This window comes from Staphylococcus agnetis, assembly GCF_011466855.1.
In the GTDB taxonomy this organism is placed as follows: domain Bacteria; phylum Bacillota; class Bacilli; order Staphylococcales; family Staphylococcaceae; genus Staphylococcus; species Staphylococcus agnetis.
In genome coordinates this window covers 1,273,024-1,297,057 of the sequence record NZ_CP045927.1, presented here as the reverse complement: position 1 = coordinate 1,297,057, position 24,034 = coordinate 1,273,024, and the positions used below count along the sequence as shown (strand labels likewise).

The window sequence follows — 24,034 nt, the reverse complement described above, 5'->3', positions numbered from 1 at the left end:
CACATTGCCAGAATTACCAGAAGTTGAACATGTAAAACGTGGCATTCAACCGCTCATTGAAGGTGCAAGCATTGAAAAGATTACCTTTTCCGATAGTGTCGTTTTAGGTAAACAACAAGGTAAAGACACCATTATAAAGGGCATAAGTTTAGAGGCGTTTCAACAGTTTAGTGTTAGTTATACTATTCAACATGTATATCGCCGAAGCAAATATATTCTTTTTGATTTGGTAAACGATTCTGATCAACGTACATTAGTATCTCACTTAGGCATGGCTGGTGGCTTTTTTGTAGTCAAACATATTGAGGATATTAACATTGCAAACTATCGAAAGCATTGGCACGTTATATTTCATTTAGATAACGATTGGTTACTTGTTTATTCAGATATTAGACGGTTTGGTGAAATTAGAAATGTTAAATGTTTAGAGGAATACCCTTCTCTATTAGAAATTGCACCTGAACCATTTGATATCGATGCGTTATCGCATTATTTAGCTCAATATGAAATTAATCGTTATAAAAAAATGCCGATAAAACGTATGATTTTAGAACATCGCGTCATTGCTGGGTGTGGGAATATATATGCGTGTGAAGCGTTATTTGATGCTAAAATCAATCCACATCGTTTAGCACAAGATTTATCACATGATGAGCGCATAAACGTTTTTAAAAGTGTTGTAAAAGTTCTAGAAATGGGTATTTTACATGGAGGAACAAGTATCTCTGATTACGTTCACGCAGATGGTCAACGTGGAACGATGCAAAATAATTTAAAAGTATATAAACAGAAAATGTGTGAAGAATGTAAAAGTGCGATTGATACAGCGATTATTGGCGGTCGTAATACACACTATTGTAAAAATTGTCAAAAATAAGGGAAGAAGGTATGTTATGTCAAAAGTCATTGGTTTAACGGGTGGAATTGCCACTGGTAAATCCACTGTGGCAGAACTTTTGAAAGCGCACGGCTTTAAAATAGTAGATGCTGATGTCGCGTCTCGAAAAGCAGTTGAAAAAGGGTCTGAAGGCTTGTCACAAGTCCGAGCAGAATTTGGTGAGGAAGCCATTGATGACAATGGAGAAATGAATCGCCATTATATCGGACAACAAGTGTTCTATGATGATGTAAAACGTGAAAAATTAAATGCTATTATTCATCCTATTGTGAGAACGTTAATGGAAAAGGAAAGAGATCAATATCTTGCTGAAGGTTATGATGTTGTCATGGATATTCCTTTACTATATGAAAATGGTCTTGAAAATACAGTGGATGAAGTATGGTTAGTTTATACATCTCCTAGCATTCAAATAGACCGTTTAATGGAACGTAACCAATTATCAATTGAAGATGCCAAAGCACGCATTTATAGTCAAATTTCAATTGATAAAAAGAGTCGTATGGCTGATGTAGTAATTGATAATTTTGGCACAAAACTTGAACTTAAACAAAATTTAGAGGAAGTTTTAGCTGAAAAGGGTTATCTTAAAAGTGTTGAATAAAGTGAAATAAAATGGGGTGGACCAATATTAAGGTTCACCCCATTTTTTATAAATTCAGGTGGATGCGAATGAAAGATGTAGGATTGAGTTTACAGGTAGCTAATGCGCCATGTAACCTCTAAATTTATGATTCATCGTATATCACTACACAGGTTAATGTGACACATTAATATCCCAAAGGCACTATACACGGATTGTAAAAATATACAAATGACATTTTATAAGTAAAATTTATCAACGCAAACGGTTTCATTTTTGATTAATTATGATATACTCTTAAATATAAGTATAACACATTAACAAGGAGTGCTTTTTTCATGACGACAAAGATTGCGATAAACGGTTTAGGTCGTATCGGCCGTATGGTTTTAAGAATTGCATTAAATAGAGAGGATATTGAGGTAGTTGCGATTAACGCAAGTTATCCACCAGAGACCATTGCACATCTTATTAAATATGATACAACGCACGGACGTTTCAACAAAGAAGTACAACCTATAGAAAATGGTATTAGTGTGGATGGTAAAGAAATTAAATTAGTTTCTGATCGTAACCCAGAAAATTTACCTTGGAAAGCTTTAGGTATTGATGTAGTTATTGAAGCGACAGGTAAATTTAACCACGGTGATAAGGCGGATGCTCATATTAGAGCAGGTGCAAAAAAAGTATTGTTAACAGGTCCATCAAAAGGTGGACACGTGCAAACGATTGTTAAAGGTGTAAATGACAGTGATTTAGATGTTGATACATATGACATCTTTAGTAATGCGTCATGTACGACAAATTGTTTAGCACCTGTTGCAAAATTGTTAAATGATACGTTCGGTATTGAAAACGGCCTAATGACTACAGTACATGCCGTAACAAATGATCAAAACAATTTAGATAATCCACATAAAGATTTACGTCGTGCACGTGCAGCATTTGAAAGTATTATTCCAACATCTACTGGCGCAGCAAAAGCACTCGCACTAGTGTTGCCAGAACTTGAAGGGAAACTACACGGAATGGCATTACGCGTGCCAACAAAAAATGTGTCGCTCGTTGATTTAGTTGTAGATTTAAAACAACCTGTTACTAAAGAAGAAGTGAACCAATTATTTAGAGATCATCAACTTGGTGGTGTAATTGATATTGTGGATGAACCCCTTGTATCAGATGACTTTAAAACAGATAGCCACTCTGCAATTATCGATGCGCAATCAACTATCGTGATGGGTGAAAATAAAGTAAAAGTACTTGCTTGGTATGATAACGAATGGGGTTACTCTACACGTGTTGTAGATGTCTTACAACAAATTGCGAAAGCGATTAAAGTGACAGCATAAGTTGTAAATTGCTAATATATAGATTGGTTTAACAAAAAATAGTATATTTTTCTCGATTAGGGTCAAGGTAAAATGTTTACCTTGGCTCTTTTTAATCACTGTACTTTTGCTATTAAATCAGTTTGTAGTATAATGAAACAAAATTATTGAAGAAGGTGAAAAAGTCGTGAAATGCCCTAAATGTCAACACACGCACGCTCGTGTTGTGGATTCGAGACATGTAGATGACCTAAATGCAATTAGAAGAAGACGTGAATGTGAACATTGTGGAACACGTTTCACTACTTTTGAACACATTGAGATGAGTCCGCTCATTGTTGTTAAAAAAGATGGAACAAGAGAGCAATTCAATCGTGAAAAAATTTTAAACGGTTTGGTTCGATCATGCGAAAAACGACCAGTACGTTTTCAAAAACTAGAGGAAATTACAAATCAAGTGGAATGGAAATTGAGAGATTCAGGTATGGCAGAAATTTCATCGAGAGATATTGGAGAACATGTGATGGATTTATTAATAGATGTAGACCAGGTTTCTTATGTGCGTTTTGCATCCGTGTACCGTGAATTTAAAGATGTAGATCAATTGCTTAAATCCATGCAAGGTATTATTAAAGATAACAGGCGGAGTGAATAATATGGTATCGATGTATCCGAATCAATTACAAGCACATGATGGTTTTGTCGTCGTGCGCGCATATTTTTATCACCAACGTCACCAAGAAGTACTTCATCGACTTTTTATACCACTGATTGGTGCTGATGCTGTTAGTTATTATCAATATTTAGAACAATTTGCCTCAAGTACTTTTTATGACGGTTACACACATTATACGATTATGTCTGAGTTGAAAATTAACTTATTAAAATTCCGAGAAAAATTAGATTTATTAGAGGGAATTGGTTTGTTAAAGACCTATGTACGTCACACAAAACAAACTACACAATTCGTTTATGAACTCGTTGCACCACCATCGCCTTATAAATTTTTTAATGACCCGATGTTGTCTGTTTATTTTTATCAAGTTGTTGGCCAATCACGTTTTCATGAAATTAAACGGTATTTTATTCCAAATGAGATGGATTTAAAGGCTTTTACCGAAGTAACTAAAAAATTTACAGATGTTTTTAAAGTACCACAACAGTCTCATCGACCGAATGCAGGTGCATTAAATGAACAAAGTTATAATGGTGTCGATTTATCTGATGTTTATTTTGATTTTGACTTATTAAAAGATATGCTTCAAACGCATTATGTAAGTAGTGAAGTGATTAGTGAACCGAATAAAACAACGATTATTCAGTTGGCTACATTATATCGATTATCCCCTGACATGATGAAAACAGCGATATTAAAATCGTTAAATAGCGATCAAACATTATCTTTATCAACTTTACGTAAAACAGCGCAAGATTATTATTTGATTGAAAACCAACAAGAATTACCTGCACTTACGCCTTCAAATTCAGGTGAAACGACGAACGCTATCCAAAATCCTTTAAAAGCTGACGTTTCCAATTGGGATGAGTGGTATGAAATGATGGACAATACAAGTCCTATTGTGATGCTCACATCGTGGGGTGACGCAGAACCGACCCCGCAACAAAAAGCAATGATAGAAGATTTAATCACGCGCGAGAAGTTAAGCTTCGGTGCGATTAATGTTTTATTACAATATGTCTTACTAACGAAAGATCAAAATTTACCTAAAAATTACGTGCTTTCAGTGGCGTCAAGTTGGAAAAAACAACAGGTGACAGACGCGAGATCCGCACATGAACTCGCACAAAAGATAAAAGAGAAACAATCACAACATTATTCAAAACCACGTGCTTCACAATACCGTAATAAACAACATTTACAATCACTCGAAAAAACACCAAGGTGGCTTACACATCCTGAAGAATTTGAGTTAAAAAAAGAAGACGAAGCGCATCTTGAAAAGGAAAAACAAGCCTTTTTAAATAAATTAAAAAACAAAAAACGGGCAGGTGAAAAAGAATGAAATCATTTAGTCACATTATAGGGTCGAATGATGCCTTCGAAAAACGTATTGCTAAAATTAAACGCGATGTTTTACAAGATCCAGATGTCAAGCAGTTTATAGACGCGCACCAACATGAAATCACAAATCACATGATAGATGTAGACTTAAATATACTTCAAGAATATAAAGATCAACAAAAGCAATGTGATGATGATCATTCCTTCGAAAACTGTCCAAACTTTGTGAAAGGGCATATTCCACAATTATATATCGAAAATAATCGCATCAAAATCAAATATACGCCATGCCCATGTAAAATTAAGCATGATGAGGCGAAGTATTATAGTAGCATGATTACTTCATTTCATATGCACCCTGAAACATTAAATGCGAAAATTAAAGATATTTATATGAATCGAAGAAATCGTTTAGAACTGGCGATGCGCTTAGACGATATGATTGATCAAATTATTGCGAAAACACCCACTAAAGGTTTATATCTTTATGGTGAATTTGGGACAGGGAAGTCATTTATATTAGGTGCCATTGCTAATGAATTGAAAAGTAATCGAGTGCCTTCTACAATCATCTATGTGCCTGAATTTATTCGTACACTCAAAAATGGTTTTAAAGATGGCTCGACGGACCGACGTGTTAAAGAAGTGAGAGAAGCCCGTGTTCTGTTTTTAGATGATATTGGCGCAGAAGAAATTTCACCATGGGTTCGAGATGAAGTGTTAGGACCTATTTTACATTACCGTATGATTCAAGAATTACCAACGTTTTTCAGCTCGAATTTAAATTTAGACGAACTCGAACACCATCTATCTGTAACGCGTGGTGGCACTGAAGTAACGAAGGCCGCTCGGATTATGGAACGTGTTAAAACTTTAGCAGAGCCTTATCGATTAGAAGGGGAAAATTATAGAAAACGTTGAAAATTTATAAAAAAGCGCTATAATGGAAATAACTATATGACGACAAAAAATAGAGGATACGATGTTGTACAGCCTATTATACAGAGAGCTACCGTTTGATGAGAGTGTAGTTAATAGTGTATCGCATTACTCCCTCAGTATGACATTTGTAATGAATGTCCGGCTCAAGACCGTTATCTTAAGTAGAGTTTGCATATTTTTATGCAGTACTAGGGTGGTACCACGATGACCTCGTCCCTATTTAGGGATGGGGTCTTTTTATTTTAGTCGTTAAAATTTAAGGAGGATGCATATGTCACAAATAATGATTCGCTTTCCAGATGGAAATGAAAAAAGTTTTGAAAAAGGGATTACAACAGAAGAAATTGCTCAATCGATCAGTCCTGGGCTACGTAAAAAAGCAGTTGCAGGTAAATTTAATCATCAATTAGTCGATCTTACACGTCCTTTAGAAGAAGATGGTGATATTGAAATTATTACACCGGGAAGTGATGAGGCATTAGAAGTATTACGACACTCTACTGCTCATCTTATGGCACAAGCATTGAAACGTTTATATGGCGATGTAAAGTTTGGTGTGGGCCCTGTGATTGATGGCGGCTTCTATTATGATTTTGATATGGATGACAAAGTTTCAAGTGATGATTTTGAAAAAATTGAAAAAACAATGAAACAAATCGTTAATGAAAATCATCCGGTGACACATCGTGTAGTTAGTCGAAACGAAGCGAAAGCATTCTTTAATGATGACCCTTACAAATTAGAATTAATCGAGGCGATTCCAGAAGATGAAAATGTAACGCTCTATACTCAAGGTGAGTTTACAGATTTATGTCGCGGTGTACATGTCCCATCTACAGCTAAAATTAAAGAATTTAAATTGTTATCTACTGCTGGCGCATATTGGCGCGGAGATAGTAATAATAAAATGTTGCAACGTATTTATGGAACAGCGTTCTTTGATAAGAAAGATTTAAAAGCACACTTGAAAATGCTTGAAGAACGTAAAGAGCGTGATCACAGACGTATCGGTAAAGATTTAGAGCTCTTCACTAACAATCAATTAGTAGGAGCAGGGTTACCATTATGGTTACCAAATGGTGCAACAATTCGCCGTGAGATTGAACGCTACATCGTAGATAAAGAAGTAAGTTTAGGTTATGACCATGTCTATACACCTGTCATGGCGAATGTAAATTTATACAAAACATCTGGACATTGGGATCATTATCAAGAAGACATGTTTCCAGTGATGCAACTTGATGAGGATGAAGCAATGGTACTTCGTCCGATGAACTGTCCACATCATATGATGATTTATGCAAATAAACCACATTCATACCGCGAATTGCCGATTCGTATTGCTGAATTAGGTACAATGCATCGTTATGAAGCGAGTGGCGCGGTATCAGGACTACAGCGTGTACGCGGCATGACGTTAAATGATGCCCATATCTTTGTGCGACCTGATCAAATTAAAGATGAATTCAAGCGCACAGTGAACATGATTATTGATGTATATAAAGACTTCGGTTTTGAAGATTATCGCTTTAGATTAAGCTATCGCGATCCTGAAGATAAAGAGAAATACTTTGATGATGATGACATGTGGAATAAAGCGGAATCGATGTTAAAAGAAGCGGTGGACGAACTGGGTCTTTCCTATGAAGAAGCTATAGGTGAAGCGGCATTCTATGGTCCTAAATTAGACGTTCAAGTGAAAACGGCAATGGGTAAAGAGGAAACGTTGTCTACAGTACAACTTGATTTCTTATTACCTGAGCGTTTTGATTTAAATTACATCGGTAAAGATGGTGAACAACATCGTCCAGTTGTTATTCATCGCGGAGTCGTTTCTACAATGGAACGTTTTGTTGCATTTTTAACAGAAGAAACAAAAGGGGTTTTCCCAACTTGGTTAGCACCGCAACAAGTTGAAATCATTCCAGTCAATGTTGAGTTGCATTATGATTATGCGAGACAACTTCAAGATGAACTCAAATCACAAGGTGTCCGCGTTCATATTGATGACCGTAATGAAAAGATGGGCTATAAAATCCGTGAAGCACAAATGAAAAAAATTCCTTATCAGCTTGTAGTAGGTGATAAAGAAGTTGAAAATCATGAAGTTAACGTACGTAAATATGGCTCTAAAGATCAAGAAACAGTTGAAAAAGACACGTTTATTTGGAATTTAGTGGACGAAATCCGTTTAAAAAAGAAAAGATAACTTGTCTTTCAGTAAACTTTAAGCTATAGTAGATACAAATCAAAAATTTAATAAAATTTAGTTAGAGGTTGCGTCTTTAATGAGTCGTTTGTCAGAAGTCGAATGGAACATATGTTGCACAAATTAAAGGTAAAGACGCCGAAATAAAAGTTCATCCATCAACAACTTTTATTGGGCTGGTATTCGAATAGGAACCAGACTGTCACAATAGTGGTGTGCTATCTATGTTGAAATATATAACAAAGGTTGCATCCTCGATGTAACCTTTGTTTCTTTTTACACAAATAAACACAATGATCATCATGTAACATTTGCACCTACCTCTAAGTAAAGGGAAAGGATAGGTTTTATGAGTCAAAGTAATTTGGGAAATGAAAACACGGTTCAAAGACACCTTAAAGATCGTCATATTTCGATGATCGCGATCGGTGGTGCGATTGGAACAGGTCTATTTATGACATCTGGTGGCGCGATTGCAGATGCGGGTCCATTAGGGGCATTACTAGGATATGCGATTATCGGCGTGATGGTATTTTTCTTGATGACATCTTTAGGAGAGATGGCTACGTACTTGCCTGTATCTGGATCATTTAGTACGTATGCGACACGGTTTGTAGATCCTTCATTAGGATTTGCCCTTGGATGGAACTACTGGTTTAACTGGGTTATTACAGTTGCTGCAGACGTCACAATCGCTGCGCAAGTCATTCAATATTGGCAACCGCTACAGTTTCTACCAGCATGGGCGTGGAGTTGCTTGTTCATGTGTATCATCTTTAGCTTGAATGCTTTATCTGTTAAAGTGTATGGCGAAAGTGAATATTGGTTTGCATTTATTAAAGTGGCAACGGTCATTATTTTCATTATTGTAGGTCTTCTTACGATTGTGGGTATTATGGGTGGCCAAGCTGTTGGATTTGATACATTCACTAAAGGTGATGGTCCAATTTTAGGTGGTAGCTTTGGTGGCAGTCTATTAGCTGTTTTTGGTGTATTCTTAATTGCTGGTTTCTCTTTCCAAGGTACAGAACTTGTAGGGATTACAGCTGGAGAATCTGAAAATCCTCAACGTGCTGTACCGAAAGCCATTAAACAAGTTTTTTGGCGTATTTTACTTTTCTACATTTTTGCTATTTTTATCATCGGTATGTTGATTCCATACGATAACCCTGCATTAATGGGCGGTGGTAATGATATCGCTACATCACCATTTACATTAGTTTTTAAAAATGCTGGTTTAGCCTTTGCGGCATCGTTTATGAATGCGGTGATTTTAACCTCTGTATTGTCAGCAGGTAACTCAGGTATGTATGCAAGTACGCGTATGTTGTACTCTATGAGTAAAGATGGACTCGCAGCACGCATTTTCGGTCATACAAATAAGAATGGGACACCAATTATCTCAATGCTTGCAACCGCTGCAATCGTTATTTTAATATTTATCGTGCAACAAGTTAGTGGTAACGCGTATGAGTATATTGTTGCGGCAAGTGGTTTAACTGGATTTATCGCATGGGTTGGTATCGCCGTCAGTCATTATCGTTTTAGAAAAGCATTTGATGCACAAAATTATGATAAAGACAAATTGGTTTACAAAGCGAAATTGTTCCCATTCGGTCCAATACTTGCAGGTGTTTTATGTATCGTTGTCATCATTGGTCAAGACGTTGATTTTATTCAAAGTGGTAACTTTGATTTCAATCGTTTCCTTATCACATATATGGGTATTCCGGTATTTTTAGGGTTTTTCTTATATCACAAATTTAGATATAAAACGAAATTAATACCTTTAAATGATGTGAACTTAGATCCTTCTATTTCAACGAAAGAAAAAAACTTTCAGAAACATGTTGACTAATTCGTAACAACTTGGTATAGTTAATTCTGTTGATTACGAAACGGACCAAGTAGAAGCACCCGCTTCTCACCTGTAGCGACGCATCAAGCAGTTGGCAGGTAAACGATAAACATGTAGAAAACGTTCATGTTATTGAAGAAGCGGGGACATTTTATGTCCTCGCTTCTTTTTGTACTTGGACCATTCGTAAAACTATTGGAGGTGTCAACCATAGCTAAGGATCAAACGCAAGTTAATGAAAAGATTCGCGCAAAAGAATTACGTGTTATCGGTCAAAATGGTGACCAAATTGGTTTAAAAACCAAACATGAAGCATTAGAAATGGCAGACCGTCTAGGATTAGATGTCGTTGTTGTTGCACCTAATGCGAAACCGCCTGTTGCTCGTATTATGGACTATGGTAAGTACAAATTTGAGCAACAAAAGAAAGAAAAAGAAATGAAAAAGAAACAAAAAATTATCAACGTGAAAGAAATCCGTTTAAGTCCAACAATTGAAGAACATGACTTCAATACAAAGCTTAAAAACGGACGTAAATTCTTATCTAAAGGTGATAAAGTTAAAGTTTCGATTCGTTTCAGAGGGCGTGCCATTACACATAAAGAAATTGGTCAACGTGTTTTAGAAAAGTTTGCTGATGAATGTAAAGATATTGCATCTGTAGAGCAAAAGCCTAAAATGGAAGGCCGTCAAATGTTTCTTATGTTAGCGCCAACTAACGAAAAATAAACAACGATTAAATAGGAGGAACTCACTATGCCTAAAATGAAAACTCATCGCGGAGCAGCGAAACGTGTTAAAAGAACTGGATCTGGTCAATTAAAACGTTCTAGAGCGTACACTTCTCACTTATTCGCTAACAAATCTACAAAGCAAAAACGTCAATTACGTAAAGCATCATTAGTATCTAAGAGCGATGCAAAACGTGTAAGACAGTTATTAACATACGTTAAATAATTTTAGTTTTCGATATGGTATGTAAGGCATACCGCAAGAGATAAAAGGAGGAATTTATTATGCCACGTGTTAAAGGTGGAACAGTAACAAGAGCGCGTCGTAAAAAGACGATTAAATTAGCAAAAGGTTACTTTGGTTCAAAAAGTACATTATATAAAGTAGCAAAACAACAAGTAATGAAATCAGGTCAATATTCATTCCGTGACCGCCGTCAAAGAAAACGTGACTTCCGTAAATTATGGATTACACGTATCAATGCAGCTGCACGTCAACACGACATCAGCTACTCACGTTTAATGAACGGTTTAAAAACTGCTGGTATCGATATTAACCGTAAAATGCTTTCTGAAATCGCGATTTCAGACGATAAAGCTTTCGGTGAATTAGTAAGTAAAGCGAAAGAAGCTTTAAAATAAACCTAATTAAAAATGCTTTTCACGTCTAAAGATTTAATCTTTTGAGTGAAAAGCATTTTTATCTTTGTGTGCATGTAGCTTCTTCAATTTAATTTAGACGAAAAATAATGGAGTAAAACGAGAAAACACCATGTGTAAGTTGTCATTGATACGGTATATCACTTTTCGTTATACCCATTCTCTGATACGATTAAGAAAATGAATATAAAGGAGAACATTATGTCGAAATTTGATGAACAAATCGCTGTCGTACAACGTCATTCGTTGTTCAACCAAGAAAAGAATGCTTTTAATGGTTTTATTTCTAAAAGCGATGCGAAGAGTATTGAAATTTTTAACACATTAGACCAGTATGAAGTAAAAAGACGTGGGGATATGGAAGAGGATCCTTCTTACAAACAACTTATATCCTACTGCATACTTGAAAATGAAAATGGCGACCTTTTAGTCTATGAACGTTTATCAGGTGGTGGTGAAGCACGTCTACACGGACAAGGCTCTATTGGTGTAGGTGGGCATATGAATGATGTTCCAGATGCACAAACCATCAATGACTTAATTATTGTCAATGCAAGTCGTGAGCTTGAAGAAGAGGTGGGGCTTCATGTTACAAGTGCATCACAACTTGAACATGTTGGATTCATCAATGACGACTCTAACGAAGTGGGTAAAGTTCATATTGGTATTGTTTTTAAAGTTAAAGTCAAAGCCAATGACATAGAAGTTAAAGAAACAGATACATTGAAAATAGAATGGAAGTCTCTTGAAGACATCAATGATTTAAATCAATTCGAATCATGGAGTGCGCTTATTTTACAAGATTTGAAATAGGTGATAAAGATGAGTGAAATAATTCCATTTCCAAAGCGTAAAGATAAAATTGAAAAAGATATGATCACATTTTTTAATCAAGGCGACTATGAACGTGTGTATGATTTATTCATTACGTACGAAGCATCGTTTGAGTTAACGTCACAATTAGCGCTAATGAAATGCGAAATATTATGGGAGTTAAAGTCATATCTTGAATTAAAAGAAGAAGCAAATATTTTAATGTCACAAGGGTTCCAACCATACGATACGTTGATGATTTATTATGTGAAAAGTTTGTTTGAATTAAAACAATATCATGCTGTGATTGATGTCATTGATCAAGTGATTGATGAAGTTAACGAACATCAAACACGCTTAGTATTTTTACCTATTAAAGATCAAGCGACGGCAGAACTTAATAAGCGTAAAGATTATTTTCATTACCAATTACAATCTTTCTTTAGTCTTTCTAATGGTGAACAGACGAAATTGTTATTAGATTTAATTGATGACCATGCTTATCAATATGCAGACACATTTGCATTTTATATCAAGCATGAATCCCTTAATCATCGGTTAATGACGCTTATTCTTGAATATTTAAAATTTGCACACTATGAACAACCGATTCACATTGAAAAATTCGGCTTACACACAGAGGTTAAACCTCATCGTTTAAAAGGCGTTTCACACACAAGCTTCAACAATCAACTGATGCCTAGAATCATCGAATGGTTAGAGAAAGCAATGCCATCATTAGTAAGTGAGGCGTATGTGCACCTCAATACACACAATATCGCGTTGTATCCTTTTGAAATTACTTCAATTGATACTATTGACCATTGGTTGAAAGCGTATCAAATGTACTTTAAATCCTTAACAGGCGAGGAAAACAAAAAGGATGACGACTTACATGCATTGGTTGAACTTATAAATTTATTAAATACATAGGCGCTTGGGTTTATCACCACGCCAACCTATGCTATAATGAAGAAGTTGAAAAATTTTAATAGTATATCATGGAGGTTTATACACATGACAGCAACTTGGGAAAAGAAAGAAGGCAACGAAGGGTTATTACAAGTAACTGTTCCTGCTGAAGAAGTAGATAAAGCATTAGATCAAGCTTTTAAAAAAGTAGTTAAACAAATTAACGTACCTGGCTTCCGTAAAGGTAAAGTGCCACGTCCAATTTTCGAACAACGTTTTGGTGTTGAAGCGTTATATCAAGACGCTGTAGACATTTTATTACCAAAAGCATACAGCAATGCAGTTGAAGAAGCTGGTATTAATCCAGTAGATCAACCTGAAATTGAAGTAACTCAAATTGAAAAAGGTAAAGAATTCAAATTTGATGCGACAGTTACTGTAGAACCTGAAGTTGAATTAGGTGACTACAAAGGGTTAGAAATTGAAAAACAAAATACTGAATTAACAGATGAAGAAGTGGAAGAAACTATTCAACAACGTTTAGAAGCAATGGCTGATATGGTGGTTAAAGAAGACGGTAAAGTTGAAGAAGGCGATACTGTAAATCTTGACTTCGATGGTTATGTTGATGGTGAACAATTTGAAGGTGGACAAGCTGACGGTTATGACTTAGAAATCGGATCTGGTATGTTTATCCCAGGTTTCGAAGAACAACTTGTTGGTTTAGCTGTTGGTGAAGAAAAGGATGTTGAAGTAACATTCCCTGAAGAATACCACGCTGAAGAATTAGCAGGTAAACCAGCAACTTTCAAAACAAAAATCAATGAAATTAAATCAAAAGAAGTGCCAGAATTAGACGACGAGCTTGCGAATGAACTTGATTCTGAAGCAAATACTGTAGATGAATATAAAGAAAACTTACGTAAGCAATTAGCAGAAAATAAAGCGACTGAAGCTGAAAATACACAAAAAGAAGAAGCAATTACAAAAGCTACAGATAATGCTAAAGTTGATATTCCAAATGCGATGATTAAAACAGAAGAAGATCGCATGGTACAAGAATTCGCACAACGTTTACAACAACAAGGATTAAACCTTGAAACGTATTTCCAAATTTCAGGTCAATCTGAAGAGGATTTACGTGGTCAAATGAAAGAAGATGCTGAACAACGCGTGAAAACAAACTTAACATTAGCTGCGATTGCAGATGCTGAAAATATCGAAGCAACAGACGAAGATGTTGAAAAAGAACTTGAAACAATGAGTGCTCAATTCGGTATTTCTGTAGACGATATTAAATCAACTTTAGGTAACACAGACATCGTTAAAAATGACGTACGTGTGAAAAAAGTTATTGATTTATTAGTTAAAGAAGCTAAGCTTGTTGAAGCGACTAAAGAAGAAGAAAGCGACAAATAAGCTTTGAGATAACGAAACATGCTAATATGGTTTCATTTCTCAATTTAAATAGTAAATGAATAGTTGCGGGGGTGAGTGTTTGAAGCCAAGTGATGCATATCGGTTTCACATTCACTCCCATCTTATTTTATGCAAATAACTTGATAGGCTATCCATTTGCGTAATAGAATGCTTTTTAGTATAGTCATAGAAGAACAGGGGTGTAATCAATTATGTTTAAATTCAATGAAGATGAAGAAAACTTAAAATGTTCTTTCTGTGGTAAAGATCAAGACCAAGTCAAGAAGCTTGTAGCAGGAAGTGGTGTATACATTTGTAATGAATGTATCGAACTTTGCTCTGAGATTGTTGAAGAAGAATTGAATCAAAACGAAACAGAAGAACTTACAGAATTACCCACACCAAAAGAAATTATGGAACAATTAGACAGCTACGTTATCGGTCAAGATAAAGCTAAAAAATCGTTAGCAGTAGCTGTATATAACCATTATAAACGTGTTAAACAATTAGGACCTAAAGATGACGATGTAGAATTGCAAAAAAGTAATGTTGCACTTATAGGGCCGACTGGTAGTGGTAAAACATTATTAGCGCAAACATTAGCTCGAACATTAAATGTGCCGTTTGCTATTGCGGATGCAACGAGTTTAACGGAAGCGGGTTATGTGGGTGAAGATGTTGAAAATATCCTTTTACGTTTAATCCAAGCAGCTGATTTTGATATCGATAAAGCTGAAAAAGGGATTATTTATGTTGATGAGATAGATAAAATTGCACGTAAATCTGAAAATACATCGATTACACGCGATGTATCAGGTGAAGGTGTGCAACAAGCATTATTAAAAATATTAGAGGGTACGACTGCGAGTGTACCGCCACAAGGTGGACGTAAGCATCCAAATCAAGAATTTATTCAAATCGATACTACGAATATTTTATTTATTCTTGGTGGTGCGTTTGATGGCATTGAAGACGTGATTAAACGTCGTTTAGGAGAAAAAGTCATTGGTTTTGCGAGTAGCGAAGCATCAAATTATGATGACGCATCATTATTAGAACATATTCGTCCTGAAGATTTACAAACGTATGGCTTAATCCCTGAATTTATCGGTCGTGTACCGATCGTTGCTAATCTTGAAACATTAGATGTTGAAGCATTAAAAAACATTTTAACACAACCTAAAAATGCACTCGTTAAACAATATACGAAAATGTTAGAGTTGGATAATGTTGCATTAGAATTTACAGAAGAAGCACTTAATGCGATTAGTGAAAAAGCCATTGAACGTAAAACTGGCGCGCGTGGTTTACGCTCGATTATCGAAGAAGCGCTCATCGATATTATGTTTGATGTCCCTTCAACTGAAAATGTTGCAAAAGTAGTCATTACGAAAGAAACGATTATTAACGAAACTGAGCCTGATTTATATGATTCAGAAGGAAATCTTTTAAACGATAAGAAAACTTCTGCATAACAATAGGCATCATTATTGGCCTAAGCTGAATGTAACGATTCAACTTAGGCTTTTTTATGAGGTGAATACATGAATATTAATCCAAATAATGTAGATATTTTAATAAGTGCGGTCAAACCTGAACAGTATCCTGAAATTGGATTGCCTGAGGTGGCGCTGAGTGGGCGTTCTAATGTTGGAAAATCATCGTTTATAAACAGTATGATTGGTCGAAAAAACATGGCAAGAACGTCCCAACAACCCGGTAAAACACAAACATTAAACTTTTTTGATATTGATCATCAGTTAATCTTTGTCGATGTTCCAGGATATGGGTACGCAAAGGTAAGTAAAAAACAAAGAGAAGCGTTTGGAAAAATGATTGAAACATATATTACACAACGAGAGGCTTTAAAACTTGTTATTCAATTAGTAGATCTTAGGCACCCTCCTACAGAAGATGATGTCCTCATGTATGACTTCTTAAAATATCATGAGATTCCAACATTAATTATCGCGACTAAAGAGGATAAAATTCCTAAAGGTAAGGTTCAAAAACATATCAAAGTGATAAAAGAAGCATTAGAACTCGAAAAAGGTGATCAAATCATCAGTTATTCTTCTGTTGATAAAAAAAATCAACAAATGATTTGGGATGCGATTACGACGCACTTTTAAATGTGAGTTTGACAAATTCATGACAACATCATTTAGCAACTTATAAATACGGGCAATAATAATTAGAATGACTTTAATGTATGTTATAATTTGGGTATTGTAGATATAACGGGGGCGTTATAATGTATATGATTTCTGTAAGTGTGAATCATCACACTGCGAATGTATCATTGAGAGAAAAATTAAATTTTAATAACGTGGATATGTATCGTGTACATGAAACGTTGTATGAAACGAAATCAATATTAGAAAATGTTATCGTATCCACATGTAATCGAACTGAAGTCTATGCTATTGTAGACCAAATTCATACTGGGCGATATTATATTCAACGCTTTTTAGCGCGTGAGTTTAATTTTGAAGTTGATGAAATCAAGCAATTTACAGATGTGAAAGTGGAAGATGATGCTGTGACACATTTGTTTAGAGTTACATCTGGATTAGATTCTATTGTATTAGGTGAAACGCAAATTTTGGGTCAAATCCGAGATGCATTTTTAATTGCGCAAAAAGCAGGAACTACGGGTATTATTTTTAATGAATTATTCAAGCGAGCGATTACATTTAGTAAAAAAGCGCATCATGAAACGGATATAGCCGATCATGCTACAAGCGTTTCTTATGCAGCGGTGGAGCTAGCGAAGAAAATTTACGGTAAATTAACGCGTCGTAATGCTTTAGTGATTGGTGCAGGTGAAATGGCAGAACTTGCCATTATGAATTTAAAAGGTGCAGGCGTGACAGATATAACAGTTATCAACAGAACGCTTGAACGTGCTGAAGATTTAGCACTAAAACATCATATTTCTGTCGGTGCGTTTTCTGAAATAACGCATTATTTGGCTACTGCTGACATTGTAATTAGTTCAACGAGTGCAGAAGGGTTTGTCATTACAAAAGACATGATTGCACTGAGTCACGATTTAAATAAAAATCGTCAACAGGTTTTAATCGATATCGCGGTACCGCGAGATATTGAACCACTAGACACCGTTGATTCTAATATTTTTATATACGATGTCGATGATTTAAAAGGGCTTGTTGATGCGAATATGAGAGAGCGTCAAAAAGCTGCAGCACTTATCGCTGAACGCATTCCAAATGAAATTGATAAGCATAATGAGTGGGTCAAAATGTTAGGCGTCGTCCCTGTCATTCGAGCGTTGCGCGAAAAAGCAATGACCATTCAGGAAGAAACAATGATTAGTATCGATCGTAAGTTGCCACATTTATCTGATAGAGAACGTAAAGTAATATCTAAGCATACTAAAAGTATTATTAACCAAATGTTAAAAGATCCTATTAAGCAAGCTAAAGAAATTAGCGATGATAAATATTCAGAAGAAAAGTTAGCACTCTTTAAAGAGATTTTTGATTTAGAGGTGACGTCTGACTATAAGACAGAAGCCGCTGAAAAAAAGAGACACTTACTTAAGCAGAGGTTTTTCTTACTAGATAATTAAAGAATGGTGATGCTATGGAAGAAGCATTTTTTATAAGATTTCATGAATGTATCTTTATCATTTATTTAATCAGTGTGCTCACTTTAACGATCGATGTATTGCATAAAAATAGTCGATTTCAAAATATTGGATTTTATACATTAGGCATCGCATGGGTACTTCAGACCAGTTCATTGGTTTTGTATATTTTTTGGATGGGGCAATTACCTTTAACCTCAATTATTGAAAGTTTTTATATACTAACATGGCTGATATTAACGATTACTTTTATCTTTGCGGTCTTTAGAAGTTCCGCATATTTAATTGCATTGCTGAATCTGATAGGTTTAATGTTTATGGCAATTCATACGTTTCATCCGAATCAATTTCAGTTAAATGGTTCACGTTTAAATGTGATTAATGAGTTATTAATCTTCCATATCTCATTCGCACTTGTCAGTTATCTTTTTTTCGCAATTGCGTGTGTGAATGCGATACTGTATTTAATACAATATCGTAATTTAAAAGAAAAGCGTTTTAATCAAGATTACTTTCGTATTGGTAGTGTGGCGACTTTAGAAAAAGGCGTTTTTTATAGTTCGTTTTTAGGAGTAATGTTACTGTTTATCAGTATTCTCTTAGGTATTCAATGGGGGATATTGACGTTAGGGCATCATATATTTTTAGATTTAAAAGTCATATCATCAATCTTTATCTTAATATGTTACGGGTTTTACATTACATTAAGGTTGTTGCGCAAGTTCTCATCACTTGCGTTAATTTATGTCAATATCGGACTGTTCATATGTTGTATGATTAATCTTATATTTATTACGCAACTGTCAGAATTCCATCAATGGACAGGTGTATAAAATCGTTTGGAGGACATATTATGCGTAAATTGGTAGTAGGTTCAAGACGCAGTCAATTAGCTTTGACACAAAGTAAACAATTCATCGAAAAACTGAAAGCGATCGATCCAACTTTAGATATCGAAATCAAAGAAATTGTGACGAAAGGGGATCAGATTGTTGATCGCCAACTGTCTAAAGTGGGCGGTAAGGGATTGTTTGTAAAAGAAATACAGAACGAATTATTTAATAAGAATATTGATTTTGCTATTCATTCTTTGAAAGATGTGCCGAGTGTACTTCCAGAAGGCTTGGTCATAGGATGTATTCCAGATAGGGAAATTCCTTTAGATGCATATATCGCAAAAAATCATACGCCATTAGAAGATTTAGCAAGTGGCAGTATTATAGGTACGAGTTCTTTACGTAGAGGTGCCCAAATTCTTGCGCAATACCCGCATTTAAAAATCAAATGGATACGGGGAAACATCGATACACGATTACGCAAACTTAAAGAAGAAGACTATGATGCCATCATTCTAGCAGCAGCTGGATTAAAAAGAATGGGTTGGTCTGACGATGGCGTTACGGCTTATCTTGATGACCGTCTTGTCTTACCAGCTATAGGTCAAGGTGCGCTCGGTATTGAATGTCGTGCAGATGATGACGCTTTACTTGCATTACTTAAAAAAGTACATAACCCGGATGTTGCGGCATGTGTTACGGCAGAACGTACCTTTTTAAAAGAAATGGACGGTAGTTGTCAAGTACCTATTGCTGGACATGCGCGTATCACATCTAATGATTCCATTCTATTTAAGGGACTCATTATGTCAACAGATGGAAAGCAACGTTTTGAATATGAAGCGGAAGGTAAAGATCCAGTCGCATTAGGATTAAAAGTGAGTGAACAACTCAAGGCACAAGGTGCTGAAACAATTATCCAAGCTTTAAACGAATCACATTGAGGTGTATAGTATGAAGCCAAACGTATTGATGACACAAACACATACATTTGAAGACGCACGCGTAAATATAAAACATTTACCATTTTTAAAACCTGTTGCGTTAGCATTTGATACCCGTGTGTTAGCGTCTCATTATGATTGGCTTATTTTTACATCTAAAAATGCCGTAAAATTTTTCCGTCCATATTTACAAGATGTGTCATATGAAAATGTGGCAGTTATCGGTGAGAAAACAAAGCAGTATTGTGATAGTATTGGACTAGATGTCGCTTTTTATCCAAAAGATTATTCTCAAGAAGGTTTCATAGAAATGCATCCATTTCATCAAAAGGAGCGTGTCCTGATACCTTCAAGTGTCAAGGCACGTCCGAAGTTAATGGAGACACTTAATTCACAAGGCATCATAGCAATTAAAGTCGACTTATATGACGTACATATTGAACAACAGTCTATTCAACAAGCAATGGAAGTCATTGCAAACAGTGAGGTTGATGCGATAACATTTGCAAGTTCATCGGCAGCGCATGCTTTTTTTAGTATATCTCCGCCACAACGTCCGAATTTATACTATGCAATTGGATTACAAACGGCAAAGACGATTCACCAATATGGCTATACGTGTAAAGTTGCACACAAGCAGACATTGGAAAGTCTCATTAATAAAATTATTGAAGAGGGGTCAAATATATGAAGTTTGATAGACATAGAAGATTACGCGTTTCACCAACAATGAGATCAATTGTGCGAGAGACACATTTACGTAAAGAAGATTTAATTTATCCGATTTTTGTTGTTGAAAAGGATGATGTTAAAAAGGAGATTACATCTCTTCCTAATGTATATCAAATCAGTTTAAATTTATTACATGAAGAAATCAAAGAAGCTTATGATTTAGGCATTCGTTCATTTATCTTTTTTGGTATTCCTAATGAAAAGGATGCATGTGGTACTGGGGCATTTATAGATGATGGTGTGATTCAAAAAGCGACGCGCATTGCAAAAAAACTTTATGACGATATTTTAGTTATAGCAGATACATGTTTATGTGAATATACAGATCATGGACATTGTGGTTTGATTGACGATCATACACACGATGTTGATAACGATAAAACTTTACCTTTACTTGTTAAAACAGCGGTTTCTCAAGTTAAAGCAGGCGCTGACATTATCGCACCAAGTAACATGATGGATGGGTTTGTTGCAGAAATTCGTCAAGGTTTAGATGAAGCAGGTTATCAACATATTCCAATCATGAGTTATGGGATTAAATATGCGTCTAGTTTCTTTGGACCATTCCGAGATGCCGCGGAATCTACGCCATCTTTTGGTGACAGAAAAACATATCAAATGGATCCTGCTAATCGCCTTGAGGCACTTCGTGAATTAGAGAGTGACCTGAAAGAAGGTGCAGATATGATGATTGTTAAACCTGCACTCAGCTATTTAGACATTATTAGAGATGTACGAAATAACACGAACATCCCAGTTGTTGCATACAATGTGAGTGGTGAATATAGTATGACAAAAGCTGCAGCGATAAATGGTTGGATTGATGAAGAAAAAGTGGTCATGGAACAAATGATTTCTATGAAACGTGCAGGGGCAGATTTAATTATTACGTACTTTGCGAAAGACTTATGTCACTATATCGAGAGACAATAGGAGGTTATGAACGATATGCGTTATGAAAAATCAACTCAAGCTTTTGAAATTGCTGAAAAATTAATGCCTGGTGGCGTTAATAGTCCCGTTCGTGCATTTAAAGCGGTAGACACACCTCCTTTATTTATGGAACGTGGTGAAGGAAGTAAAATATATGACATTGATGGCAATGAATATATTGATTACGTATTGAGTTGGGGACCTTTAATTTTAGGTCACCGGGATCCTAAAGTGATAGATGCGATTCATAAGGTTGTGGATCGTGGCACAAGTTTTGGTGCATCTACCCTTGAAGAAAATAAATTAGCGCAACTTGTTATCGATCGTGTCCCTTCAATCGAGAAAGTAAGAATGGTTTCTTCTGGAACTGAAGCGACGCTTGATACATTAAGACTCGCGCGTGGTTATACTGGGAAAAATAAAATTATTAAATTTGAAGGAAATTATCATGGGCATAGTGACTCTCTATTAATTAAAGCGGGTTCCGGTGTTGCTACACTTGGTTTACCGGATTCACCAGGTGTACCAGAGGGCACGGCTAAGAATACAATTACGGTCCCTTATAATGATATAGAAGCGGTAAAATATGCATTCGAGCAATTTGGCGATGATATCGCGGCAGTGATTGTCGAACCAGTTGCAGGTAATATGGGTGTAGTTCCCCCAGTAGAAGGTTTTTTACAAGGTTTAAGAACCATTACACATGAACATGATGCATTGTTGATTTTTGATGAAGTTATGACTGGTTTTAGAGTAGGTTACCATTGTGCACAAGGTTACTTTAATGTCACTCCAGATTTAACTTGTCTAGGAAAAGTAATTGGTGGTGGCCTTCCAGTGGGGGCGTTTGGTGGTAAAAAAGAAATTATGGATCATATCGCACCGAGTGGTGATATCTACCAAGCGGGAACGCTATCAGGAAATCCGCTTGCCATGACAAGTGGCTATATGACGTTAAGTCAATTGACTCCTGAAAGTTACGTATATTTCAATGAATTAGGGGACGCATTAGAAGAAGGACTTAAAACAACCTTTGCTAAATATAACGTACCGATTGTGATTAATCGTGCCGGTTCGATGATAGGTTTCTTTTTAAACGAAGGACCTGTGACGAATTTTAAACAAGCGAATCAAAGTGATTTAAAATTATTCAGCATGATGTATCGTGAGTTAGCGCAAGAGGGTGTCTTTTTACCTCCGTCACAATTTGAAGGTATGTTTCTTTCTACATCACACACACATGAAGATGTTCAAAAAACAATAGTAGCTTTTGATACAGCTTTAAGTAGAATTATTAAGTAATGTTAAAAATATTAAAATTGTCATAAGTTTGTTTTATGAGTAGGTTGCCGTGGCAATAATAGGATTGGTTTTCCATTGAAAAGATGTGAGGTATACAAGTAAATGATGCAAGAATGTATTGATGTACATATGTGACAATTGCTACAATCAACATCGTTTTATTTTATATCACTTGAAAATGGAAAACCTATAATTTTTTATTGGCGGTGTTTGAGATGAAAAGCACGTATCTAAAGCATAATTTAATATTATTTGCACTTGCATTAGCGTGTAGCTTTATTTTGTACTTTCTCAATATTATGCTGCCATGGATGTTTGGACCTATCATAGCCAGTGTGATTGCTGTGCGTGTTTTAAAACTAAATGTAAAATGGCCATGGCTTTTAAGTGAGTTAGGTTTAATTATGTTAGGTGTACAAATAGGAAGTGCATTTACGTCTAAAGTGATAAATGATATTAAATACGATTGGTTTTCTATTATTCTAGTTACAATCCTTTTATTAGTATTAGCGCTTATCGTGTCAATAGGGTTTAAGCGTATTGCTAAAGTGAATACTGAAACGGCATTACTCAGTGTGATACCCGGTGCACTCAGTCAAATGCTTGTAATGGCTGATGAAAATAAAAAAGCGGATATTCTTGTCGTGAGTTTAACCCAAACGTCACGGATTATATTTGTCGTCATACTGGTACCACTGATTTCATTCTTTTTTAAACATGATCAATCAACGACAGCTGAACACAATCTCCCACTTACTCAAGTTCTCAACATTCAGGATGTGTTCATTCTCGTTATGAGTATAGCGTTGGTTTATTTTTTAATGAAATGGATCAAGTTCCCAACCAAAATGTTGTTAGCCCCTATAGTGGTTTTAATTGTGTGGAATATTGCTACAGGTCGTGCTTTTACTGTAGATTATCCTATTATTGCGATAGCACAAATGATGTATATGATTCGTATTGGTATTCAAATTTCACATCTTATTGATCGTATGAAAGGTCGCGTTGCTGTTGCGGTAGCGTATCAAAATATTTGTTTGATTTTAGGTGCGTTTATAATGGTTTTTGCAATTAAAACTTTTAATACTGCATCTATCAATGAACTCTTTTTGAGTGCAGCGCCTGGTGGGATGAGTCAAATTGTTTTAATTGCACTTGAAACCGGGGGAGATGTTGCGATGATTTCTAGCTATCATATCTTTAGGATATTTTTTATACTCTTTATCATCGCTCCAATCATTCATTATTATTTAGGTTATCGTATGAAGCGGAATGCGGATAATTAAATTATAAATGAG

Annotated in this window: 23 protein-coding genes, 1 riboswitch and 1 other annotated feature; all 23 genes read left to right on the top strand. The window is 35.6% G+C overall.

Features of this window, described 5'->3' with window-relative positions:
• Positions 1–4: 4 nt before the first annotated feature.
• The 23 genes from mutM (at position 5) to GJE18_RS06345 (ending at position 24,022) form a co-directional block, all read left to right on the top strand.
• Complete coding sequence (mutM, locus tag GJE18_RS06455) at positions 5–877, top strand: bifunctional DNA-formamidopyrimidine glycosylase/DNA-(apurinic or apyrimidinic site) lyase (RefSeq protein WP_085622494.1); 873 nt, start codon at positions 5–7, stop codon at positions 875–877.
• Between the two features lie 16 nt (positions 878–893).
• Positions 894–1,502, top strand: a complete 609-nt coding sequence (gene coaE, locus GJE18_RS06450) for a dephospho-CoA kinase (protein ID WP_060551224.1) — start codon at positions 894–896, stop codon at positions 1,500–1,502.
• Positions 1,503–1,819: 317 nt separating this feature from the next.
• Positions 1,820–2,830, top strand: coding sequence for a glyceraldehyde-3-phosphate dehydrogenase (locus GJE18_RS06445; protein ID WP_060551223.1), 1,011 nt, complete (start codon positions 1,820–1,822; stop codon positions 2,828–2,830).
• Between the two features lie 166 nt (positions 2,831–2,996).
• On the top strand, positions 2,997–3,464 hold the full coding sequence (nrdR, locus tag GJE18_RS06440; protein ID WP_037565510.1) for a transcriptional regulator NrdR: 468 nt from the start codon (positions 2,997–2,999) through the stop codon (positions 3,462–3,464).
• Between the two features lies 1 nt (position 3,465).
• Positions 3,466–4,833: a replicative helicase loading/DNA remodeling protein DnaB gene (locus GJE18_RS06435; RefSeq protein WP_165886103.1), complete on the top strand. Its 1,368-nt coding sequence runs from the start codon at positions 3,466–3,468 to the stop codon at positions 4,831–4,833.
• The gene (gene dnaI, locus GJE18_RS06430) at positions 4,830–5,753 is read left to right on the top strand and encodes a primosomal protein DnaI (RefSeq protein WP_060551221.1); all 924 of its coding nucleotides are present in this window, start codon (positions 4,830–4,832) and stop codon (positions 5,751–5,753) included. Before GJE18_RS06435 ends, dnaI begins: the two co-directional genes overlap by 4 nt.
• Before the next feature lie 292 nt (positions 5,754–6,045).
• Positions 6,046–7,983 carry a threonine--tRNA ligase gene (gene thrS, locus GJE18_RS06425; RefSeq protein WP_107368643.1) on the top strand — a complete coding sequence of 646 codons (1,938 nt, stop codon included), beginning with the start codon at positions 6,046–6,048 and terminating at the stop codon, positions 7,981–7,983.
• Between the two features lie 54 nt (positions 7,984–8,037).
• Positions 8,038–8,212: riboswitch (Lysine riboswitch) on the top strand.
• A gap of 120 nt (positions 8,213–8,332) precedes the next feature.
• On the top strand, positions 8,333–9,841 hold the full coding sequence (locus GJE18_RS06420) for an amino acid permease (RefSeq protein WP_060551219.1): 1,509 nt from the start codon (positions 8,333–8,335) through the stop codon (positions 9,839–9,841).
• Between the two features lie 41 nt (positions 9,842–9,882).
• Positions 9,883–10,016, top strand: a sequence feature (ribosomal protein L20 leader region).
• A 26-nt stretch (positions 10,017–10,042) separates the two neighbouring features.
• Positions 10,043–10,570: a translation initiation factor IF-3 gene (infC, locus tag GJE18_RS06415; protein WP_082021572.1), complete on the top strand. Its 528-nt coding sequence runs from the start codon at positions 10,043–10,045 to the stop codon at positions 10,568–10,570.
• 27 nt (positions 10,571–10,597) lie between these two features.
• Positions 10,598–10,798 (top strand): 50S ribosomal protein L35, encoded by a 201-nt coding sequence (gene rpmI / locus GJE18_RS06410; protein ID WP_037565503.1) that lies wholly within the window; start codon positions 10,598–10,600, stop codon positions 10,796–10,798.
• Positions 10,799–10,857: 59 nt separating this feature from the next.
• Positions 10,858–11,214 carry a 50S ribosomal protein L20 gene (rplT, locus tag GJE18_RS06405; RefSeq protein ID WP_037565502.1) on the top strand — a complete coding sequence of 119 codons (357 nt, stop codon included), beginning with the start codon at positions 10,858–10,860 and terminating at the stop codon, positions 11,212–11,214.
• A gap of 219 nt (positions 11,215–11,433) precedes the next feature.
• Positions 11,434–12,045, top strand: coding sequence for an NUDIX domain-containing protein (locus tag GJE18_RS06400; protein WP_107368642.1), 612 nt, complete (start codon positions 11,434–11,436; stop codon positions 12,043–12,045).
• Positions 12,046–12,054: 9 nt separating this feature from the next.
• Positions 12,055–12,978 carry a hypothetical protein gene (locus tag GJE18_RS06395; RefSeq protein WP_107368641.1) on the top strand — a complete coding sequence of 308 codons (924 nt, stop codon included), beginning with the start codon at positions 12,055–12,057 and terminating at the stop codon, positions 12,976–12,978.
• Between the two features lie 84 nt (positions 12,979–13,062).
• Positions 13,063–14,376, top strand: coding sequence for a trigger factor (tig, locus tag GJE18_RS06390; RefSeq protein WP_060551216.1), 1,314 nt, complete (start codon positions 13,063–13,065; stop codon positions 14,374–14,376).
• Positions 14,377–14,588: 212 nt separating this feature from the next.
• On the top strand, positions 14,589–15,851 hold the full coding sequence (clpX, locus tag GJE18_RS06385; RefSeq protein ID WP_060551215.1) for an ATP-dependent Clp protease ATP-binding subunit ClpX: 1,263 nt from the start codon (positions 14,589–14,591) through the stop codon (positions 15,849–15,851).
• Between the two features lie 69 nt (positions 15,852–15,920).
• On the top strand, positions 15,921–16,508 hold the full coding sequence (gene yihA / locus GJE18_RS06380) for a ribosome biogenesis GTP-binding protein YihA/YsxC (protein WP_060551214.1): 588 nt from the start codon (positions 15,921–15,923) through the stop codon (positions 16,506–16,508).
• 122 nt (positions 16,509–16,630) lie between these two features.
• Positions 16,631–17,971 carry a glutamyl-tRNA reductase gene (gene hemA / locus GJE18_RS06375; RefSeq protein ID WP_060551213.1) on the top strand — a complete coding sequence of 447 codons (1,341 nt, stop codon included), beginning with the start codon at positions 16,631–16,633 and terminating at the stop codon, positions 17,969–17,971.
• A gap of 14 nt (positions 17,972–17,985) precedes the next feature.
• Positions 17,986–18,822: a cytochrome c biogenesis protein CcsA gene (ccsA, locus tag GJE18_RS06370; RefSeq protein ID WP_037565495.1), complete on the top strand. Its 837-nt coding sequence runs from the start codon at positions 17,986–17,988 to the stop codon at positions 18,820–18,822.
• Positions 18,823–18,842: 20 nt separating this feature from the next.
• Positions 18,843–19,769, top strand: coding sequence for a hydroxymethylbilane synthase (hemC, locus tag GJE18_RS06365; RefSeq protein WP_060551212.1), 927 nt, complete (start codon positions 18,843–18,845; stop codon positions 19,767–19,769).
• A gap of 10 nt (positions 19,770–19,779) precedes the next feature.
• A complete protein-coding gene (locus GJE18_RS06360) occupies positions 19,780–20,460 on the top strand; it encodes a uroporphyrinogen-III synthase (protein ID WP_060551211.1) in 681 nt (226 codons plus the stop codon).
• A complete protein-coding gene (gene hemB / locus GJE18_RS06355) occupies positions 20,457–21,434 on the top strand; it encodes a porphobilinogen synthase (RefSeq protein WP_060551210.1) in 978 nt (325 codons plus the stop codon). Before GJE18_RS06360 ends, hemB begins: the two co-directional genes overlap by 4 nt.
• A gap of 15 nt (positions 21,435–21,449) precedes the next feature.
• On the top strand, positions 21,450–22,736 hold the full coding sequence (gene hemL, locus GJE18_RS06350) for a glutamate-1-semialdehyde 2,1-aminomutase (RefSeq protein ID WP_107368640.1): 1,287 nt from the start codon (positions 21,450–21,452) through the stop codon (positions 22,734–22,736).
• A 215-nt stretch (positions 22,737–22,951) separates the two neighbouring features.
• Positions 22,952–24,022 (top strand): AbrB family transcriptional regulator, encoded by a 1,071-nt coding sequence (locus GJE18_RS06345; RefSeq protein ID WP_060551208.1) that lies wholly within the window; start codon positions 22,952–22,954, stop codon positions 24,020–24,022.
• Positions 24,023–24,034 lie beyond the last annotated feature (12 nt).

Coding starts and splice junctions, on each gene's coding strand:
- GJE18_RS06445 (WP_060551223.1), top strand. CDS start 1,820: ATGACGACAAAGATTGCGATAAACGGTTTAGGTCGTATCGGCCGTATG.
- hemA (WP_060551213.1), top strand. CDS start 16,631: ATGTATATGATTTCTGTAAGTGTGAATCATCACACTGCGAATGTATCA.
- clpX (WP_060551215.1), top strand. CDS start 14,589: ATGTTTAAATTCAATGAAGATGAAGAAAACTTAAAATGTTCTTTCTGT.
- GJE18_RS06435 (WP_165886103.1), top strand. CDS start 3,466: ATGGTATCGATGTATCCGAATCAATTACAAGCACATGATGGTTTTGTC.
- GJE18_RS06345 (WP_060551208.1), top strand. CDS start 22,952: ATGAAAAGCACGTATCTAAAGCATAATTTAATATTATTTGCACTTGCA.
- coaE (WP_060551224.1), top strand. CDS start 894: ATGTCAAAAGTCATTGGTTTAACGGGTGGAATTGCCACTGGTAAATCC.
- GJE18_RS06360 (WP_060551211.1), top strand. CDS start 19,780: ATGAAGCCAAACGTATTGATGACACAAACACATACATTTGAAGACGCA.
- tig (WP_060551216.1), top strand. CDS start 13,063: ATGACAGCAACTTGGGAAAAGAAAGAAGGCAACGAAGGGTTATTACAA.
- GJE18_RS06395 (WP_107368641.1), top strand. CDS start 12,055: ATGAGTGAAATAATTCCATTTCCAAAGCGTAAAGATAAAATTGAAAAA.
- hemB (WP_060551210.1), top strand. CDS start 20,457: ATGAAGTTTGATAGACATAGAAGATTACGCGTTTCACCAACAATGAGA.
- hemL (WP_107368640.1), top strand. CDS start 21,450: ATGCGTTATGAAAAATCAACTCAAGCTTTTGAAATTGCTGAAAAATTA.
- hemC (WP_060551212.1), top strand. CDS start 18,843: ATGCGTAAATTGGTAGTAGGTTCAAGACGCAGTCAATTAGCTTTGACA.
- GJE18_RS06420 (WP_060551219.1), top strand. CDS start 8,333: ATGAGTCAAAGTAATTTGGGAAATGAAAACACGGTTCAAAGACACCTT.
- thrS (WP_107368643.1), top strand. CDS start 6,046: ATGTCACAAATAATGATTCGCTTTCCAGATGGAAATGAAAAAAGTTTT.
- GJE18_RS06400 (WP_107368642.1), top strand. CDS start 11,434: ATGTCGAAATTTGATGAACAAATCGCTGTCGTACAACGTCATTCGTTG.
- dnaI (WP_060551221.1), top strand. CDS start 4,830: ATGAAATCATTTAGTCACATTATAGGGTCGAATGATGCCTTCGAAAAA.
- rplT (WP_037565502.1), top strand. CDS start 10,858: ATGCCACGTGTTAAAGGTGGAACAGTAACAAGAGCGCGTCGTAAAAAG.
- ccsA (WP_037565495.1), top strand. CDS start 17,986: ATGGAAGAAGCATTTTTTATAAGATTTCATGAATGTATCTTTATCATT.
- rpmI (WP_037565503.1), top strand. CDS start 10,598: ATGCCTAAAATGAAAACTCATCGCGGAGCAGCGAAACGTGTTAAAAGA.
- yihA (WP_060551214.1), top strand. CDS start 15,921: ATGAATATTAATCCAAATAATGTAGATATTTTAATAAGTGCGGTCAAA.